Origin of the sequence: Haloferax sp. Atlit-6N, assembly GCF_003383195.1 — an archaeon.
Taxonomy (GTDB): Archaea; Halobacteriota; Halobacteria; order Halobacteriales; family Haloferacaceae; genus Haloferax; species Haloferax gibbonsii.
On record NZ_QEQJ01000001.1, the window covers coordinates 1,196,905 to 1,215,595 of the forward strand.

The 18,691-nt window shown below is 69.5% G+C and carries 14 protein-coding genes; 9 read left to right on the forward strand and 5 right to left on the reverse strand.

The window, feature by feature from the left end:
* Positions 1-210 precede the first annotated feature (210 nt).
* On the reverse strand, positions 211-2,679 hold the full coding sequence (locus DEQ92_RS06180; protein ID WP_115820562.1) for a methyl-accepting chemotaxis protein: 2,469 nt from the start codon (positions 2,677-2,679) through the stop codon (positions 211-213).
* Complete coding sequence (locus tag DEQ92_RS06185) at positions 2,676-3,854, reverse strand: ABC transporter substrate-binding protein (protein ID WP_394325149.1); 1,179 nt, start codon at positions 3,852-3,854, stop codon at positions 2,676-2,678. The genes DEQ92_RS06180 and DEQ92_RS06185 overlap by 4 nt, the downstream gene beginning before the upstream one ends.
* A gap of 284 nt (positions 3,855-4,138) precedes the next feature.
* On the opposite strand from DEQ92_RS06185, the gene mutS reads away from it, so the two are divergent.
* From mutS to DEQ92_RS06210, 5 genes are all read left to right on the forward strand, one after another.
* Complete coding sequence (gene mutS, locus DEQ92_RS06190; RefSeq protein ID WP_115820563.1) at positions 4,139-6,877, forward strand: DNA mismatch repair protein MutS; 2,739 nt, start codon at positions 4,139-4,141, stop codon at positions 6,875-6,877.
* Positions 6,874-9,120 (forward strand): DNA mismatch repair endonuclease MutL, encoded by a 2,247-nt coding sequence (mutL, locus tag DEQ92_RS06195; protein ID WP_115820564.1) that lies wholly within the window; start codon positions 6,874-6,876, stop codon positions 9,118-9,120. Before mutS ends, mutL begins: the two co-directional genes overlap by 4 nt.
* A gap of 109 nt (positions 9,121-9,229) precedes the next feature.
* Positions 9,230-9,532, forward strand: coding sequence for a hypothetical protein (locus DEQ92_RS06200; RefSeq protein ID WP_115820565.1), 303 nt, complete (start codon positions 9,230-9,232; stop codon positions 9,530-9,532).
* A gap of 88 nt (positions 9,533-9,620) precedes the next feature.
* Positions 9,621-10,577 carry a bifunctional 2-dehydro-3-deoxygluconokinase/2-dehydro-3-deoxygalactonokinase gene (kdgK1, locus tag DEQ92_RS06205; RefSeq protein WP_004973274.1) on the forward strand — a complete coding sequence of 319 codons (957 nt, stop codon included), beginning with the start codon at positions 9,621-9,623 and terminating at the stop codon, positions 10,575-10,577.
* A gap of 61 nt (positions 10,578-10,638) precedes the next feature.
* On the forward strand, positions 10,639-11,283 hold the full coding sequence (locus DEQ92_RS06210; RefSeq protein WP_115820566.1) for a DUF6663 family protein: 645 nt from the start codon (positions 10,639-10,641) through the stop codon (positions 11,281-11,283).
* 42 nt (positions 11,284-11,325) lie between these two features.
* On the opposite strand, the gene DEQ92_RS23790 is transcribed toward DEQ92_RS06210, so the two are convergent.
* On the reverse strand, positions 11,326-11,481 hold the full coding sequence (locus DEQ92_RS23790) for a hypothetical protein (RefSeq protein ID WP_004973279.1): 156 nt from the start codon (positions 11,479-11,481) through the stop codon (positions 11,326-11,328).
* A 158-nt stretch (positions 11,482-11,639) separates the two neighbouring features.
* The gene (locus DEQ92_RS06215; RefSeq protein ID WP_004973284.1) at positions 11,640-12,137 is read right to left on the reverse strand and encodes a hypothetical protein; all 498 of its coding nucleotides are present in this window, start codon (positions 12,135-12,137) and stop codon (positions 11,640-11,642) included.
* Between the two features lie 352 nt (positions 12,138-12,489).
* Here DEQ92_RS06215 and DEQ92_RS06220 point away from each other — a divergent pair, with 352 nt between their 5' ends.
* Positions 12,490-12,750, forward strand: coding sequence for a glutaredoxin family protein (locus tag DEQ92_RS06220; RefSeq protein WP_115820567.1), 261 nt, complete (start codon positions 12,490-12,492; stop codon positions 12,748-12,750).
* Between the two features lie 6 nt (positions 12,751-12,756).
* Here DEQ92_RS06220 and DEQ92_RS06225 read toward each other — a convergent pair whose 3' ends face one another.
* Positions 12,757-14,895: an ATP-binding protein gene (locus DEQ92_RS06225; RefSeq protein WP_115820568.1), complete on the reverse strand. Its 2,139-nt coding sequence runs from the start codon at positions 14,893-14,895 to the stop codon at positions 12,757-12,759.
* 155 nt (positions 14,896-15,050) lie between these two features.
* Here DEQ92_RS06225 and DEQ92_RS06230 point away from each other — a divergent pair, with 155 nt between their 5' ends.
* The 3 genes from DEQ92_RS06230 (at position 15,051) to DEQ92_RS06240 (ending at position 18,594) form a co-directional block, all read left to right on the forward strand.
* Entirely contained in the window at positions 15,051-15,470 is a 420-nt protein-coding gene (locus DEQ92_RS06230; protein WP_050458631.1) for a hypothetical protein, read from the forward strand.
* 10 nt (positions 15,471-15,480) lie between these two features.
* Positions 15,481-15,663 carry a hypothetical protein gene (locus tag DEQ92_RS06235; protein WP_004973290.1) on the forward strand — a complete coding sequence of 61 codons (183 nt, stop codon included), beginning with the start codon at positions 15,481-15,483 and terminating at the stop codon, positions 15,661-15,663.
* 117 nt (positions 15,664-15,780) lie between these two features.
* Positions 15,781-18,594, forward strand: a complete 2,814-nt coding sequence (locus DEQ92_RS06240; protein WP_115820569.1) for an aconitate hydratase — start codon at positions 15,781-15,783, stop codon at positions 18,592-18,594.
* The last annotated feature ends 97 nt before the right edge of the window (positions 18,595-18,691 follow it).

Below are 18,691 nucleotides of genomic sequence, written 5' to 3' on the forward strand. Positions count from 1 at the left end.
ATTTGATATTGGGTGATATGAAAGTGATATTTTCTGGCGAACGGAGACGGAGAACGAACGGTCGAGAAACGCGGTCGTCGGGCGGGAGAGCCGAATGGGGACCGAGGAAGGCCGAGTGAGGGACCGGAGAGGGCCGGATGAAGGACCGGAGGGCCGAATGGGGGACGAGTCGTTCGGAGGGTCGCAGGGTGCCCTGCGACGGGTGCGGCGTCAGTCGAGTCTGTCGGAACGGCCGTCGTCGGTGCGGTCGGAACGGCCGTCTGCGTCGAGACCGCCGTCGGTCGCCGGGGCGTCGAGTTCGGCGGTCGACGCGGCGTCTGCGTCGGCGAACGCGCCGTCGCGGTCGGCGGCGTCGTGGTCGACGGTGAACTCGGAGACGAGCGACATCAGCCGCTCGGACTGGGTAGCGAGACGGTCCGCGCCGTCGGAGACCTCGCTGAGCGAGGCGGTCTGTTCTTCGGCCGCGGCCGCGACCGACTCGGCGCGCTCGGCGGTCTCGTCGCTGATATCGGAGACGCGGTCCATCATCGACGCGACCTCCTCGGTCGAGGCGGCCTGTTCGTCCGTGGTCCGGCTGATTTCGTCGACGCCGTCGGTCGTCTCGCGGACGTTCTCGACGATGGTGTCGAGCGAGTCGCGGGCCGTCTGGACCGCGTCGACGCCGGAGTCGACGGCGTCGCGCGTCTCGCGCATCTCGGAGACGGACGCCGCGGACTTCGCTTGGACCTCCTCGATAGTCGCCTCGATTTCCTCGGCGGAGGCCTTGGTCTCGCCGGCGAGTTCCTTGACCTCGTTTGCGACGACCGAGAAGCCCTCGCCGGCCTCGCCGGCGCGGGCGGCCTCGATGTTCGCGTTGAGCGCGAGGATGTTCGTCTGCTCCGCGATGTCGGTGATGAGTTCGACGATGTCGCCGATTTCGGCCATGTCGCCTTCGAGGTCCTCGATGCGGTCGACCGTCCGGCGGGTCTGCGTCTCGACGGTCTCGATGGTGTCGATGGCGTTGGCGGCCGCCTCGTGGCCGTCCTCGCTCGCTTCGAGGGTGTGCTGGGCGGTCCGTTCGAGCTCGCTCGCCGAGGAGGCGACCTCCTCGATGGTCGCAGAGAGGTTGCTCGTCTCGCTCGTCGTCTGCCGGAGGTTCTCGCGCTGTTCGTGCGCGCCCTCGGCCATGACCTGCGTGGACTCGCTGACCTGTCGGCTCGCGCGCTCTATCTCCTGGGAGCTCGCGGTGACCTCCTGGCTGGCCGCGGCGACGGTCTCGGCGAACTCGACGACCTCCGCGACGGTCGCTTCGAGCTCGTCGGCCATGTCGTTGAACGACCGCGCCATCTCGTTCATCGCGTCGTTGTCGGCGTCCTCCGACATCCGGCGCGTGAGGTCGCCGTCGGCGGCGTCCGCCATCGTCTCACTGAACTCGGCGGCCGTCGCTTCGAGTTCGGTGATGAGGGCTTCGAGTTCCGTGTGCGTCTGGCCCATCGACTCGCCGAACGACCCCGGGATGTCCTCGTCGAGGACGGGGTCGTCGAAGCGCTTGTCCGCGAGCGCCTCGGCCTGCCCGGCGACGGTCGTCAGGTACGACTGCATCGACTCGAAGGAGTCGTACAGCCGGCCCATCTCGTCGATGCGGGCGGTGTTCGGGAGGTCGCCGTCGACCTCGCCGTTGGCGATGTCGTCGGCGTTGCGGGCGACGACCGAGAGGGACCGCGCGGTGCCGCGGCCCATGGTCGCGCCGACGAGGAACAGCGCGCCGACGCCGAACGCGACGAGGAGCATCACGTTCGTCGTCACCTGCGACTGGAGCGCGAACGCCCGGTCGGCCGGGACGTGGTAGGTGAGCACCCAGTCGGTGCCGGTGATGGGCGCGTACGCCATCGCGTACTCGCCGGACGCCATGCCCGTGCGGGCGGAGACGACCTCGTAGCCGGTCTGGCCGGACAGCGCCGCGTCGATGACCTCGATGGACGAGCCGTCGGCGGCCGCGTACTGGTCGAGGATGGACGCCTTCCGGTTGTCGAAGAGGATGGTTCCCGACTCGGAGACGACCTTGGTGTCGCCGGTCGCGTAGGGCGATTCGAACTGGTGGGAGCCCGCTGCGAGCGACGCCGTCAGGACGATTGCGCCGTTGGCCCCGGAGACGGGCGCGGCGAACGCGACGACCGGCTCGCCGCCGGACTCGTACGGCTCGGTGACGGTCACGGACTGGCCCGACGCCAGCGACGCGGCGTCGTCGGCCCACGGCGCGGACAGCGAGTCGAGCGACTGCCCGGTCGCGCTGTCGGTCGTGCTCGCGACGACCGCGCCGGTGTCGGCGTCGACGTAGTGGAGCGAGCGAACGTCGCCGGAGAGTTGGATGAGCTTCCCTTCGAGCCACCGCTGGTGGTCGGCGGACGGAGTCCCGGCCGGTTGGTCCGCGAGCGACTCGGCGAGGAACGAGACGGTGGACTCCTTCGAGGTCACCCAGTCGGCGACCGACTTGGCCTCCGTCGCCGCCGCGCCGCGAATCTGCGACTCGGTCTGCGACTCGACGACCGACTTGGTGTCGAAGTGGATGTACGCGCCCGCGCCGCCCATGACGAGCGCGATGAGGAGGAGCACAACCCCGAATTTCGCCGCGTAGCGGCGGCGAATCACGTTCGGAAGCGCCCGTTCGAGGAGGCTCGTCAGCCGCGAAAACGGGTTCATTGGTCACCTCCGGACTCGAAGAACTGGCGCTGGAGGAGTTCGACCTGCTCGACCGAGCCGTTGTGGACCCGCTCGACGAGGTACGAACTCAGCGGTTCGAGCGCCTCGGTGAGGTCGACCCCGCTCGACGCGCCCTGGTAGTTCAGTTCGCGGCCGGCGTCGACGAGCGTTCGAACCCGGTCGAACTCGCCGACAGAGACGGTGTGTCCGGTTCCGCCCGAGACGGTCTGCAGGGCGTCTGCGATGGCCGGACCCGACGCCTCGCCCGCGTACTCCGCCGCGGTCGCCATGAGGAACAGGGCGTCGTAGGCGTTCGCCGCGTAGGGTTGCAGCGGGGCGATGTCGGAGAGCCGCTGGGAGAGGTGGAAGTAGCCGTCAGTCCGAACCGACGACAGCGAGGCGCTGTAGAAGCCCTCGTAGTAGGGCGGAATCTCGCCGTCGAACAGGCCGGCCGAGAAGACCCACGGGGCCTCGTAGTCGGACGCGCCGTAGGCGTCGAGGACGCCCCCCTCCTGTCCGGGGACGCTGACGAAGCCGACCGCGTCGGGCGAGTCGGCGAACACCTCGTCGACGACGCCGCCGAAGTCGTCCGCGGCCGGGTCGTAGCTGACCTCGGTGACGACCTCCGCGTCGAGTTGGTCGCCGAGTGCGGTGCCGAGGTCGGAGCCGAAGGCCCCGTCGACGGTGAGCACGGCGACCCGGTCGGCGTCGGCGTACTGCGGCGCGTCGAGAATCTTCGCCATCGCGGTCGCCTGCAGGCTGTCGCTCGGGACGGTGCGGCCGAAGAACTTCCGACCGTCGGCGCGCCCGGCCTCCGAGAGCCGCGGGTTCGTGCTCGCCGGACTCATCTCCATGACGGCGTCGTCGGCCGCCTCGGGGGCGAGCGCGAGCGACACGTCGCTGACGAGGCCGCCGACGAAGCCGACGACGCCCGCGTCGGCCAGCGAGGCGTAGCCGTCCGTCGCGACCGACGCGGACCCCTCCGTGTCCACGGTGGTCAGTTCGACCGGCCGCCCGAGCACGCCGCCCGCGCGGTTGATGTCTTCGACCGCCTGCTCGGCGGCGCGTTTGCCGTGCACTCCCACCTGCTCCAGCGACCCGCTGACGGGCAACATCGCCCCGAATCGAACGGGCTCCCCGGACTCCGTTCCGAACGTCCCCACGCACCCGGACAGCGAGCCGAGCCCCACCGCGCCGGCGGCGGTGCGGAGAAACGTTCGTCTGTCGTACCTTGCTGTCACAGATTTCCCGAGACAACTCCCGTATATAATTTTGGGCCGCCGATTATCATACGCTGTATTTTTGGGACGATTGTCCAACATCGAACACGAGATATGGATGTGCTACCACGCAACAGCCGAGCGAGTCGTCGCGCCGAGGGGTCAGTTTCGGGGCGCTCGCACTCCCTCACGACTGGGGCATCGTAGCGTTTTATCCGCCGGCCCGCCCACGTGCGGACATGACTACTCAGGGAATCGTCGGACAGTTCCTCTCGCTGAAAGAGGAGACCGACGCCGACCTGCTCGCCATGCAGTGCGGCGACTTCTACGAGTTCTTCGCCGACGACGCCGAGACCGTCGGCCGCGAACTCGACCTCAAGGTCTCCCAGAAGTCCTCGCACGGGTCGTCGTATCCGATGGCGGGCGTGCCGCTGAACGACCTGACGCCCTACCTCAAGGCGCTCGTCGAGCGCGGCTACCGGGTCGCCGTCGCCGACCAGTACGAGACCGAGTCCGGCGACCTCCGCCGCGAAATCAAGCGCGTCGTCACGCCGGGGACGCTCCTCGAAACGTCGCGCGCCGACGCGCAGTTCCTCGCGGCCGTCGTGACCGACGGCGACGGGGTCGGCCTCGCGTTCGCCGACATCACCACCGGCCAGTTCCTCGTCACCGAGGCCGCGACCGTCGACGACGCCGCGGCCGAACTCTACCGCTTCGCCCCCGTCGAAGTCCTCCCCGGCCCGGAACTGCGCGGCGACGACGAGACGCTCTCTCGGCTGCGCGAGGCCACGGACGCCTCCTTCTCGCTTTTCTCCACCGAGGCGTTCGCGCCGGGTCGCGCCCGCCACGCCGTCCGCGAGCAGTTCGGCGCGTCCACGGTCGACAGCGTCGGTCTCGACTCCGACCTCGCGACCCGCGCCGCCGGCGGCGTCCTCGCCTACGTCGAGGAGACGGGCGCGGGCGTCCTCCGGTCGATGACCCGCCTGCAGGTCTACCACCCCTCGGACCTGCTCGAACTCGACGCGACCACCCAGCGCAACCTCGAACTCATCGAGACGATGCACGGCGACCGCTCGGGGTCGCTGTTCGACACGATAGACCACACCGTCACCTCTCCCGGCGGCCGCCTCCTCCGGGAGTGGTTGACCCGACCGCGGCGCGACCGCGACGAACTCGCCCGCCGACTCGACGCCGTGCAGTCGCTCGCCGCGGCCGCCCTCGCCCGCGAGCGCGTTCGCGAGGTGCTCGACGGGGCGTACGACCTCGAACGGCTCGCCTCCCGGTCGGCGTCCGGGAGCGCCGGCGCGTCCGACCTGCTCTCGGTTCGGGACACCCTCTCCGTGCTTCCCGCGCTCGCCGACGCCATCGAGGGGACCGAACTCGCGGACTCCCCGCTCGCGGAAGTCGTCTCGCGGCCGGACCGGGACGCCGCGGCCGACCTCCGCGCCGACCTCGCCGACGCGCTCGCCGAGGACCCGCCGAAGACGGTCACGCAGGGCGGGCTGTTCCAGAAGGGCTACGACGACGAACTCGACGCCCTCATCGAGCGCCACGAGTCGGCGAAGTCGTGGCTCGACACGCTCGCCGACCGCGAAAAGCGGGACCACGGCCTCTCGCACGTCACCGTCGACCGCAACAAGACCGACGGCTACTACATCCAGGTCGGCAAGTCGGTCGCCGACCAGGTGCCCGAACACTACCGGCAGATAAAGACGCTCAAGAACTCAAAGCGCTTCGTCACCGAGGAGTTAGAGGAGAAAGAACGCGAGGTGCTCCGGCTCGAAGAGGCCCGCGGCGACCTCGAATACGAACTGTTCGAGGACCTCCGCGAGCGCGTGGCCCGGCGCGCCGAACTCTTACAGGACGTGGGCCGGACCATCGCCGAGGTGGACGCGCTGGCGTCGCTCGCGACCCACGCCGCCGGCAACGGCTGGACGCGCCCCGAACTCACGGACGCCGGGGCGCTCGACATCGAGGCCGGTCGCCACCCGGTCGTGGAGACGACGACCGACTTCGTCCCGAACGACCTCCGCATGGACGACGAGCGCGGCTTCCTCATCGTCACCGGGCCGAACATGTCCGGCAAATCGACGTACATGCGGCAGGCGGCGCTCATCACGCTCCTCGCGCAGGTCGGCAGTTTCGTCCCCGCGCGCTCGGCGACCGTCGGCGTCGTCGACGGCATCTACACCCGCGTCGGCGCGCTGGACGAACTCGCGCAGGGTCGCTCGACGTTCATGGTCGAGATGCAGGAACTCTCGAACATCCTCCACTCGGCCACCGAGGACTCGCTCGTCATCCTCGACGAGGTGGGCCGCGGAACCGCCACCTACGACGGCATCTCCATCGCGTGGGCGGCCACCGAATACCTGCATAACGAGATACGGGCCAAGACGCTCTTCGCCACGCACTACCACGAGCTGACGACCCTCGCGGACCACCTCGACCGCGTCGCCAACGTCCACGTCGCGGCCGACGAGCGCGACGGGGACGTGACCTTCCTCAGGACCGTCGTCGACGGCCCGACCGACCGGAGTTACGGGATTCACGTCGCCGATTTGGCGGGGGTTCCGCGCCCGGTCGTCGACCGCGCCGCCGACGTGCTCGACCGGCTCCGCGAGGAGAAGGCCATCGAGGCGAAGGGGTCCGGAACCTCGGAGCCCGTACAGGCCGTCTTCGACGTGGGGAGCGGACAGATGAACGTCGCGGGGGGCGGCGACGCCGCCGGCGATTCGGCGGGCTCCGGCGCGCCCGCGAACGGCGCGACGGGCAACGGGTCGGCCGGGGCGCTCGCCGGGGCGAGCACCGAGGCGGCCGACGCCGAGACAGAGACCGAGTCCGGGGCCGCGGTGGACCCGGAGGCCGAAGCCGTCCTCGACGAACTCCGGGCGACCGACGTGAACGACACGTCGCCGCTGGACCTGATGGCGAAGGTGCAGGCCTGGCAGTCGAAACTGGACGGCGGTGACGGCGCATGAGCGACATCAAACAGCTCGACGAGAAGACCATCCAGCGCATCGCCGCCGGCGAGGTGGTCGAACGACCCGCCTCGGTCGTCAAGGAGCTGTTCGAAAACAGCCTCGACGCGGACGCGACGCGCATCTCCGTGGCCGTCGACGCCGGCGGCGTGGAGGGCGTCCGCATCCGCGACGACGGCGTCGGCATGAGCGAGGAGGACCTCGAACTCGCCGTCCGCGAGCACACGACGAGCAAAATCGGCGACATCGAGGACCTCGAAGCCGGCGTCGGCACCCTCGGCTTCCGCGGCGAGGCGCTGCACACCATCGGCGCGGTCTCGCGGCTGACCATCCGGTCGAAGCCCCGCGGCGGCGACGTGGGGACAGAGCTGAACTACGAGGGCGGCGAGGTCGAGTCGATTCGGCCCGCCGGCTGTCCCGAGGGGACGGTCGTCGAGGTCGACGACCTGTTTTACAACACGCCCGCGCGCCGGAAGTTCCTCAAGACGACGGCGACCGAGTTCGACCACGTCAACGCGGTCGTCACCCACTACGCCCTCGCCAACCCCGACGTGGCCGTCTCGCTCGAACACGACGACCGCGAGGTGTTCGCCACCGAGGGTCGCGGCGACCTCCAGTCGACCGTGCTCTCGGTGTACGGCCGCGAGGTCGCGGAGTCGATGGTTCCGGTCGACCGCGACGCCCCCGGCGTCTCCGTCTCGGGGCTCGTGAGCCACCCCGAGACGACCCGAAGCACCCGCGACTATCTCTCGACGTTCGTCAACGACCGCTACGTTACCGACCGCGTGCTCCGCGAGGCCGTCCTCGACGCCTACGGCGGCCAACTCGACGCCGACCGCTACCCCTTCGCGGTGCTGTTCGTCGAGGTCGCGGCCGACGCCGTGGACGTGAACGTCCACCCGCGGAAGATGGAGGTCCGCTGGGACGACGAGGCCGGCGTCAAGCGCGACGTGACCGACGCGGTCGAAGACGCCCTGCTGAATCACGGCCTCGTCCGGTCGTCGGCCCCGCGGGGCCGGTCGAAAGCCGACGAGGCGGCCATCGAACCCGGTTCGCCGGACGACGACGACGCGGCGTCGATGGACCCCCACGAGGTCCGGGAAGCGGAATCGGCCGGCGAAACAGACGACGCGGACCCCCCGTCCGCGCGGGACGTGCAGTCGGCGCGGGAGGCCCGCGAGTCGGACGCGCGGTCGAATCCGGACCCGGACCCGGACGCGGCCGACGACGCCGGACCAGACACCACGACTGCAACTGAACGTGGGGCGGGAGTCGGCACCGACAATCCGACTGACGGCGACGCCGATACGCCCGCCGAGACGCCCGAGGGTTCGGGGGGTTCGTCCGGTTCGACTTCGCCCTCGACGCCGGCGTCCGCGCCGCCGACGCCGCCCCGCGAGTACGACCTCGCGCCGGGACCGGAGACGACCGAGCAGTCGTCGCTTTCGACCGACGACGAGACTGAACCGGAGGCGGCGCAGGCACCGAGGCCGTCCGACGACCCCGAATCGGAGACCGAGTCGGACAGCGAAACCCCGCCACGTCGTCCCTCGCGCATTACCGCGCCGACGACCCAGCGCGACCTCTCCGGGGAGGAGGCGGACCTCTCGCCCGAGTTCGATTCGCTCCCGTCGATGCGAATCATCGGCCAACTCGCGGACACCTACATCGTCGCCGAGACCGGCGAGGGGTTGGTCCTCGTCGACCAGCACGCCGCCGACGAGCGCGTGAACTACGAGCGCCTGAAGGGCGAGGTCGAAGGCGACACGCCGACGCAGGCGCTGGCCGAACCGGTCGAACTCGAACTCACGGCGCGCGAGGCGGCGCTGTTCGAGGAGTACCGCGAGGCGCTGGCGCAGGTGGGCTTCCACGCCGGGCGGACCGGCGAGCGGACCGTCTCCGTGCGGACCGTGCCGGCGGTGTTCGACGCCGCGCTCGACCCCGGACTGCTCCGCGACGCGCTGACGGCGTTCGTCCGCGAGGAGGCCGACGGCGGCCGGAAGACCGTCGACGCCGTCGCCGACGAACTGCTGTCGGACCTCGCGTGTTACCCCTCGATTACGGGCAACACGTCGCTCCGGGAGGGCTCCGTGCTCGACCTGCTCGCCGCGCTCGACGACTGCGAGAATCCCTACGCCTGCCCCCACGGTCGCCCGGTCATCATCGAGTTCGACCGCGACGAAATCGCCTCGCGCTTCGAGCGCGACTACCCCGGCCACGGCGGGCGGCGACGCGAGGAGTAGCCGGCGCGGGTCGGTCGCGTTGCCGCCGCTATCCGCGACCCGACCTCCGATTCTCGGAACCGATAGCATCGGCGAGGATTCAAGTCGGGGCACCGAGACGGTGGAGGCGATGAACCCGCTGGTCTTTCTGGGCATCTGCTTCGGGCCGCTGGCGCTCGTCGTCTCGTATCTCTTCACGGCGGCGACCGGACCGAGCGTGCCGCCGTGGGCCGACGCGGCCGGGCAGGCGATTCGGCTCTACGGGACGGCGGCCGCCGTGGTCGTCGGCCCGCTGGCGCTCCACGCCGACCGGCTGGACCTCGCCCGCGAGAGCGACTGGGTTCCCTCGCCCGTGTACTACCTCGTCGCGATTCCGTTTCTGAGCATCCCAATCGCGTTCATCTACCTGATCCGGCGATTGACAGCCGCGTGAGCCGGCGCGGGGGGCGAGCGAATCGACCGCAGGCGTGTCATTCGACGGCAACGCCGGAGGTTTATATCGCGCCCGCGAACGGCCTTCCATGACAGCACTCGTGACCTTCGGCGAGACGATGCTTCGGCTGTCGCCGCCGCGTGGCGAGCGACTCGAGACCGCCCGCGAACTCGAAGTGCAGGCGGGCGGCGCGGAGTCGAACGTCGCCGTCGCCGCCACCCGACTCGGAGGGGACGCAGCGTGGTTCTCGAAGCTCCCGGACTCGCCGCTCGGCCGGCGAATCGTCGGCGAACTCCGGAGCCACGGCGTCGACACCGACGGCGTCGTCTGGACCGACGACGCCCGGCAGGGCGTCTACTACCTCGAACACGGGGCGTCGCCGCGCCCGACGAACGTCGTCTACGACCGCGCCGACGCGGCCGTGACGACGCTGGAGACGGGCGAAACCGACCTCGACGCCGTCCGCGACGCCGAGGTGTGCTACACGAGCGGCATCACCCCCGCGCTCTCCGAGACGCTCCGCGAGACCACGGCCGACGTGCTCGATGCGGCGCAGGACGCCGGGACGACGACCGCCTTCGACCTGAACTACCGGACGAAGCTCTGGTCGCCCGAGGAGGCGGCCGAGGGCTACCGAGCCCTGCTCGGCTCCGTCGACCTGCTGTTCGCCGCCGAACGCGACGCGGCGACCGTCCTCGGGCGCGACGGCGACGCCGAGTCGGTCGCCCGCGGGCTCGCCGAGGACTACGGTATCGAGACCGTCGTCGTCACCCGCGGCGAGGAGGGGTCGCTCGCCGTCTCCGGCGGAGCGGTGTCCGAACAGGGCGTCTACGAGGCGGAGACCCGCGACGCCATCGGGACCGGCGACGCCTTCGTCGGCGGCTACCTCGCCAAGCACCTCGACGGCGGGAGCGTGGCCGAGTCGCTGCAGTGGGCGTCGGCGACGGCGTCGCTCAAGCGGACCGTCGACGGCGACATCGCGGTCGTCAACCCCGAGGACGTCGAGCGCGTCGTCGCCGACGAGGGCGACGGCATCTCGCGGTAGGGTCGCCCGGCGACCGGCGGCGACCGGCAGGCGTATTTCCGTCCGTCCAGTAGCCGCCGACATGGAGGTCACGACGACCGGCCGGTTCCGGGTCTATCGCAGTCCGCGCGACGGAGACGAACTCCTCTTGCTCGAACTCCCCGAGGAGCGCGTCGACTGGACCGACCCGGCCGTCGAGACCGACGCCGACGACGCCTACTCACCGACCTACGTGCCACAGACCGGCTACGACGGCGACCTCGCAGAGCGCGTCTCGGCGCTCGAACCCGGAAACGAAATCGAGGCGACGTTGACGTGGGACGACGGCGACCCGCAGTTTGCGAACGTGTCGGTCCGCGACCGGACCCGCTTTCGGTTCGTCGGTGCCGCGACGGGGCTGTTCGAGGCCGCCCGCGAGACGTGGCAGGCGACCGGCGACGGCGAGGCCATCGGCTCGCGCGTCACCTACGGCACCGACGGCGACCCGAACGCCGTGCTCTACGTCTTCGCGAAACAGCCCGGCGCGCGCGACCTGTTCGACGAGTTCGGCGACGGCGTCGTCCCCGTGGACCCGCTTTTAGACCGCCTCGACGACGAGGCCGACGTCCCCGACGCGCCCCGCGAGGTGTTCGTCTTGCGCCCCCTCGACGAGGAGTTCGTCCTCGTCGCCATCGCGCTCGACCGAGACGGACTGTTCGCGCGGACGATGCGCGACACCTACTGCTGACGCGCCGCGGGTCGTCGCCGGTCACTCCCGAGGCGCACTCGGTCACTCGGCGTCGCTCGGCGCACGGGAACCGCACTCAGAACACCGATAGACGGCCCGCCAGCCGCCGCCGGTGACGAACCGCCGCCGAAACGAGTGTCTCGCGCCGCACTCGTCGCAGACCGTCGGCGGTCCGTTCGGGTCGGACGGGTCGCGCATACGCCGAGTCGTGGCGGAGAGGACTAAATGCCACCGTCGCCAGTCGTCGCCGACGCCGTCGTGTCCGGGCGGCGAGCGGCCGGCGAGCGGGCGGGGTGCGGCCGGCGACGAGTTCGACTGAACTGACAGACTCGACAGAAAAGCGGGGCGACGAAGCGTTAGTTCTCTTGGGTCCAGCGCTGGTAGACCGCGGAGCCGCCGAGAACGGCGAAGACGAGCGAGCCGAGACCGGGCGCGCCGACGCCGGAGATGACCGGGACGCCGACAGCAGCGGCGATCATGAGGACGATGCCGAGTGCGGCGAGCGCGGCGTAGTACTCGCTCCACGAGAGTTCGCCCTCGGGGACGACCTCCATGTAGACCGTCACGTCGCCCGCCTCGGCCAGCGAGACGACCTTCGACTCGTCGTCGTAGTTCACGATGTCCAGTTCGGCGAGTTTGGGGATGTGGGTCTGTTGCAGCGAGACGTAGGCGCTCTGGCGGATGTTCCGCGGCGGCGGCGACTCCCCGGTCTCCGCTTCCGCGATGCGCTCCGAGAGTTCGCGGAGGGTCAGGTCGCCGTCTTGGAGGAACTCGATGGCCATCCGACGGCGGTCGTTACTCAGTACCTCGTGAATTCGCGTCTCGGAGAGTCCGGGTTCGGATGTTGTCGCCATACGAGGATTCGATCGATTTGTGACTGGTCGCTTCTTCTATATTAACAGTTCGCCTCCGGAATCGCCGTCCGGAATAACGAGTATCGGCAGAAACCAAGGCCCTTATTTCACTCTAACGCCCGAATTGCGGCTCTATTTCGACTGCCAATCGGCCAAAAGATACATTAATGACACGTTCTGCGCCCGACGCGACCCGAAACGTAGTGGCCCGGTGACACGAATTCCTCGCACGCATCACCGGGGGTTACGATGCGGTCGTCGCCAACGGCCCCGCGCCTGCGGGGCGTCCGGCGGAACGAGCCCGACGAGCCCGACGAGAAGACTCAACAGGCCGCGGCGACGACATCGGGCGATGAGCGACCCCGTCCCCGTCATCATCTACACGCGCACGGAGTGTCACCTCTGCGACGAGGCGGAGGAGACCGTCCACGAGGTCGCAGGCGAGACGGACGTCCCGGTCGATATCGAGCTCGTGAACGTCGATACCGACGACGAACTCAGCGAGAAGTACGGGGAGCGAGTGCCGTACGTCTACGTGGACGGCCGACCGGCGTTCAAGTTCCGCGTCGACGCCGACCGGCTCAGGGAGAAACTGACCGCGGCCCAGGAGTGAGCGCCGTCACTCGGCGTCGTCGATGTCGACCCACTCGACGCCGCGGAACTCGAAGCGCGCGCCGCCGTCGGTGCCGTCGGTGAGCGTGACCGACCAGCCGTGGGCCTCGGCGATGTTTTCGACGATAGCCAACCCGAAGCCCGTCCCGGTTCGGTCGGTCGTGTACCCGTGTTCGAACACCCGCTCGCGGAGCGACTCGGGGATGCCGTCGCCGTCGTCTTCGACGTAGAAGCCCGCGTCGTCGTCGAGTCGGCCGACGGTCACGGTCGCGGCCGCGGCGCCGTGCTCGACAGCGTCACCAGACGTAGTCTGGTTGCCTGTGGAACCGTGTTCCACAGCGTCGTCGGATGGAGTCCGACTGCCTGTAGAACCATGTTCTACAGCGTTGCGAAACAGGTTCTCGAACAGTTGGAGGAGCCTGCCCGTGTCGGCGCGGACCACGCCGAGGTCGAGCGGTTCGAGACGGGCGTCCTCGGTGGCGACGAAGCTCCACGCGTGGGTGACCTTCGACCGGAGGTCGACCGCCTCGAACTCCGTGACCGGCGAGCCCTGTCGGGCGAGCGTGAGCAGGTCGCTGATGAGGGCGTTCATCCGTTCGAGCGCCGTCTCTATCTTTTCGAAGTGCTCCGGGTCGCCGGTGTCGGCCGCGATTTCGAGGTAGCCCTTGGCGACCGAAAGCGGGTTTCGGAGGTCGTGTGCGACCACGGAGACGAACTCGTCGAGGCGCTCGTTCGCCGCCGCGAGTTCGGCCTCGCGGTCGCGGAGCGTCTGTTCGCGCTTCGCCCGCTCGACGGCCGACGAGACGGTGGACGCGAGCAGTTGGAGGAGTTCGACGTCGACGTCGGTGAACGCCCCCTGACGGGTGTCGCCGGTGAGGAGGACGCCGTACTCGCCGAGCGGGACGTGGATCTCAGACTCGATGGACGAGTCGGGGTGCTGCACCTCCGACCCGCCGACGGTTCGCTCGTACACCCGCACCTCGTTGGCGTCGAACGCCTCCCAGATGAGCGTCTCCTCGCCGTCGCGGTGGAGGGTGGGCGACTCGCCGAACACCTGCCGGGCGGCGTCGGACTGCGCGACCGGGACGAGCGCGTCGTCGTCGGGGTCGTAGAACCACACGCCCGAGATGGGCCAGCCGACCACGTCGCGGACGGCCTCGACGGCGACGGCCGCGACGGCCTCGCTCGTCTCGACGCGGAGGAGTTCGCGGGCGACCGACTGCAGGTCGCGAAGCGCCCGTTCGAGGCGCTCGCGCTCGGCGGCGTCTCTCCCCGGGAGACGCGTCCCCGCGTTCGCTCCGGCTCCGGAGTCGCACCGGTCCGCGACTTCCCCGGCGTCGAGGCTCGTATCGTCGGTACCGGCTCTGTCCGCCGCGGCTGTGGCATCGGAGGCGACCTCTCGGATGAAGACGCTTACCCCGCTGTCGTCGGGGTAGATTCGCGCCGAGACGCGAACGTCGAAGGCGTCGATTCGGGTGTCGAGTCGCGTCGTGGCTCCCGACGCCATCGCGGCTTCGAGCGCCCCGTGAATCTCGGAGCCGACCTCGGGGAACAGCTCGCGGAAGTCGCGGTTGAGTGCCTCCGCGGCCGGAACGCCGGTTCGCTCGGCCATCGCGTCGTTCCAGTAGCTGACGGCCCAGTCGTCGTCTAACGCGAAGATGCCGTCGGTGACGCGGCCGTAGACGGTCGCGAGGTGCGCGTCGGACTCGGTGAGTCGCTCCTGGACGCGGTACTGCGACACCGCGTTGAACACGCGGCTCGCGAGGAGGTGGAAGTCCTCGTCGCCGGCGGTCCGCCGGACGTAGTCGCTGACGCCGAGCGAAATCGCGCGGCTCGCCACCGCCTCGTCGCCGTGGGCGGTGTAGAGGATGAACGGCAGGTCGGACGAGCGGGCGCGAACGGCGGTGAGGAGGTCGAGGCCGTCGCCGTCCCGGAGGTGGTACTCCGAGACGACGCAGTCGACGCCGTCGTCCTCGACGACGGAGATACCGTCGATGACGGCGGTCTCGCCCCGGACGTCGAGCCGGTCGGACTCGCGTTCGAGCGCCGTCGCGACGAGGGCGACGAACTCCGGGTCCCGGCCGACGTAGAGGACGGAGATGGGGTCGTCACCGCCGTTCCCGGTGGTGTCGTCGGGGGTGGACATACTCGTTCGAGAGCCGTGAGTTCAATAGGTGTTTCGTCAGCAGCAGCGACCGACGGCCACGGGTTCAGCGACGGGGGCGAGCCGTACGGTTCGCGCTCCGGTCGCTCGGACGGGGCGGGCGTACGACTATGGCCTCGGCGTCCCTTTAGATACTCATGGAAGCTGACAGACGACTCCTCCGACAGGCGCGCGAGCGACTCGACGGGTGGACCTACACGGCCCGCGACCGGGCCTACCGCGAGCTGTTCGCCGGCGACGACGCCGCCGTCACCGCCGAGGAGCGGCAGCTTCTCGACGAGGTGGACGCGGAGCTCGCCGGCGACGGCGGCGACGGACTCTGGGGGACGGACGAGTACGCGGTCGTCATGGGACACCCGAAGAATCACCCGATTTCGGTCGTCTGCACCCGTCACTCGGAGATTCCCTCGTCGTGGTCGCGGGGCGGGGAGAGCCTGACCGAACCGGAGCGCGAGCAGTTCAACGACCTCCTGTGGGACTACTGCGAGCGCGTCCGCCGGTACGTCCAAGACGAGGTCAACGAGTTCGTCGGGGTCGCCGGCGTCCCCGAGGAGTAATCCGAGGTCGATGCGCGTCATCCACCCGGCGGACCACCGGCCCTGTTATCGCTGCGGCGAGCGCGCCGACGTGGTCGTCGCCCGCGGCCACGACCTTCGGTACTGCTGTTGGGACTGTTCGTACTCGCTTCTCGAACACGGCGGCGTCATCGTCGCCGGCGAACTGGGGAAGTCCCGCCCCAGACCCCCGTGAGCCGGCGGCAGGCCGCCAGAGATCCCATATCGCCGCTCTGGAGCTCCGTTCGCCTCGATTCCGACGCCGTGAGAACGAGTCCCGCATTCAAGCCCGCGGAGACCCTAACAGTCGACTATGAGCGACGCAGATACGCTGGACGCCGTCCGTGAGTTCGAACACGACGGAACCACGTACAAGATGGCGGACCTGACCGTTCTGGAAGAACAGGGGCTCTGCGAACTCGACCGACTGCCGGTGAGCATCCGCATCCTGCTTGAATCCGTGCTGCGAAACGTCGACGGCGACATCGTCACCGAGGAGGACGTGCGGAACGCCGCCTCGTGGGAGCCGGACGTGCCGAACGTCGAAGTCCCGTTCACGCCGTCTCGCGTGGTGCTACAGGACCTGACGGGCGTGCCCGCGGTGGTCGACCTCGCGGCACTCCGGTCGGCCGCCGACCGCGCCGGGAAGGACCCGAAACTCGTCGAACCCGAGGTCCCCTGTGACCTCGTCATCGACCACAGCGTGCAGGTGGACTTCTTCGGCTCGCCCGACGCCTACGAGAAGAACGTCGAACTGGAGTACGAGCGCAACGCCGAGCGCTACAAGGCGCTCAAGTGGGCGCAGAACGCCTTCGACAACTTCAGCGTCGTCCCGCCGGGGACGGGCATCGTCCACCAGGTGAACCTCGAACACCTCGGGCGCGTCGTCCACGACCGCGAGTGGCGCGGCGACCGCTGGCTCCTCCCCGACACGCTCGTCGGCACCGACAGCCACACGCCGATGATAGGCGGCATCGGCGTCGTCGGCTGGGGCGTCGGCGGCATCGAGGCCGAGGCGGCGATGCTCGGCCAGCCCATCACGATGAAGCTCCCCGAGGTCGTCGGCGTCAGACTCGACGGCGAACTGCCGGAGGGGGCGACCGCGACCGACCTCGTGTTGCACGTCACCGAACAGCTCCGCGAGGTCGGCGTCGTCGACCGGTTCGTCGAGTTCTTCGGCCCCGGCGTGGGGAACCTCTCGGTCCCCGACCGGGCGACCATCTCCAACATGGCCCCCGAACAGGGGTCGACCATCAGCGTCTTCCCGGTCGACGAGGCGACGCTGGACTACCTCGAACTCACGGGCCGCGAGCCCGAACACATCGAACTCGTCCGCGAGTACCTCGACGCGCAGGGGCTCTTCGGCGAGCAACACCCCGAGTACACGGAGACGGTCGAAGTCGACCTCTCCGCCGTCGAGCCGAGTCTCGCCGGGCCGAAGCGCCCGCAGGACCGCGTCGCCATGGGCGACATGAAGACGCACTTCCGAAAACTGCTCCACGGCGAGTTCGAGGAGGTCGTCGACGACGTCGACGAGGAGGCCATCGCCCGCTGGCTCGGCGAGGGCGGGGGCGACCCCGACGGCGAACTCGCGGGCGACGGCGGGACGCTGACCGAGACGCCCGAGACGGCCCCCGAAGACCCCGACCTCGGCGAACTGACCAAACGCGTCGAAGTCGACCTCGGCGGCGAGACGGTCGAAATCGGCCACGGGAGCGTCGTCGTCAGCGCCATCACGTCCTGTACGAACACGTCGAACCCGTCGGTCATGGTCGCCGCGGGCCTCCTCGCGCGCAACGCGCTGGAGCGGGGTCTCGACGTTCCCGAGTACGTCAAGACGAGCCTCGCGCCGGGGAGCCGCGTCGTCACGGAGTACCTGAAGAAGGCCGACCTGCTCCCGCACCTCGAAGCGCTCGGCTACGACGTGGTCGGCTACGGCTGTACGACCTGCATCGGCAACGCCGGCCCGCTTCCGGAACCCATCGAGAACGCCATCGACGAACACGGGCTGTGGACGACGAGCGTCCTCAGCGGCAACCGCAACTTCGAGGCGCGCATCCACCCGAAGATTCGCGCGAACTACCTCGCCAGCCCGCCGCTCGTCGTCGCCTACGGCCTCGCCGGCCGGATGGACATCGACCTCGAGACCGACCCGCTCGGCACCGACGACGAGGGCAACGCCGTCTACCTCGCCGACATCTGGCCGGACGCCGACGAGATTCGAGCGACCATCCACGACAGCGTCGACCCGTCGATGTTCCGCGAGAAGTACGCCGAGGTGTTCGAGGGCGACGAGCGCTGGGAGGCGCTCGAAGCGCCGACCGGCGACGTGTACGACTGGGACGACGAATCGACCTACATCCGCGAGCCGCCGTTCTTCACGGACTTCCCGCTGGAGAAACCCGGCGTCTCCGACATCGAGGACGCCCGCTGTCTCCTGACGCTCGGCGACACGGTGACGACCGACCACATCAGCCCCGCCGGGCCGTTCGGGTCGAAGCTCCCGGCCGGCCAGTGGCTCATGGACCACGGCGTCGACCCCGTGGACTTCAACACCTACGGCTCCCGCCGCGGGAACCACGAGGTGATGATGCGCGGGACGTTCGCCAACGTCCGCATCGAGAACCAGATGCTCGACGACGTGGAGGGCGGCTACACGGTTCACCACCCGACGGGTGAGGAGACGACCGTCTTCGAGGCGAGCCAGCGCTACCGCGAGGAGGGAACCCCGCTCGTCGTCCTCTCGGGCGTCGAGTTCGGGACCGGTTCCAGCCGCGACTGGGCGGCCAAGGGGACTGACCTCCTCGGCGTCCGCGCGACCATCGCCGAGAGCTACGAGCGCATCTACCGCGACAACCTCGTCGGCATGGGCGTCCTCCCGCTCCAGTTCGAAGACGGCGACTCGTGGGAGTCGCTCGGCCTCGACGGCTCCGAGCAGTTCGACATCCGCGGCCTCGACGACGGCCTCGAAGTCAACGACGAACTGACCGTGGTCGCCACGAAGGACGACGGAAGCGAAATCGAGTTCGACGTGACCGCGCAGGTCGGCACGCCCGCCGCGGTGACGTACGTCGAAAACGGCGGTATCCTCCACTACGTGCTCCGTCGGCTCCTGACCGAGAACTGAATCAGGACGCTGCGCCGGGGAACTGAGTTGGGGAACTGAGTTGGGGAACTGAGTCGGACCGGCGGCCGGCCGCCTCCGACCCACGCGTCGGACTCAC

Coding starts and splice junctions, on each gene's coding strand:
- DEQ92_RS06180 (WP_115820562.1), bottom strand. CDS start 2,679: ATGAACCCGTTTTCGCGGCTGACGAGCCTCCTCGAACGGGCGCTTCCG.
- DEQ92_RS06240 (WP_115820569.1), top strand. CDS start 15,781: ATGAGCGACGCAGATACGCTGGACGCCGTCCGTGAGTTCGAACACGAC.
- DEQ92_RS06225 (WP_115820568.1), bottom strand. CDS start 14,895: ATGTCCACCCCCGACGACACCACCGGGAACGGCGGTGACGACCCCATC.
- DEQ92_RS06230 (WP_050458631.1), top strand. CDS start 15,051: ATGGAAGCTGACAGACGACTCCTCCGACAGGCGCGCGAGCGACTCGAC.
- DEQ92_RS06200 (WP_115820565.1), top strand. CDS start 9,230: ATGAACCCGCTGGTCTTTCTGGGCATCTGCTTCGGGCCGCTGGCGCTC.
- DEQ92_RS06235 (WP_004973290.1), top strand. CDS start 15,481: ATGCGCGTCATCCACCCGGCGGACCACCGGCCCTGTTATCGCTGCGGC.
- kdgK1 (WP_004973274.1), top strand. CDS start 9,621: ATGACAGCACTCGTGACCTTCGGCGAGACGATGCTTCGGCTGTCGCCG.
- mutS (WP_115820563.1), top strand. CDS start 4,139: ATGACTACTCAGGGAATCGTCGGACAGTTCCTCTCGCTGAAAGAGGAG.
- DEQ92_RS06210 (WP_115820566.1), top strand. CDS start 10,639: ATGGAGGTCACGACGACCGGCCGGTTCCGGGTCTATCGCAGTCCGCGC.
- mutL (WP_115820564.1), top strand. CDS start 6,874: ATGAGCGACATCAAACAGCTCGACGAGAAGACCATCCAGCGCATCGCC.
- DEQ92_RS06215 (WP_004973284.1), bottom strand. CDS start 12,137: ATGGCGACAACATCCGAACCCGGACTCTCCGAGACGCGAATTCACGAG.
- DEQ92_RS23790 (WP_004973279.1), bottom strand. CDS start 11,481: ATGCGCGACCCGTCCGACCCGAACGGACCGCCGACGGTCTGCGACGAG.
- DEQ92_RS06220 (WP_115820567.1), top strand. CDS start 12,490: ATGAGCGACCCCGTCCCCGTCATCATCTACACGCGCACGGAGTGTCAC.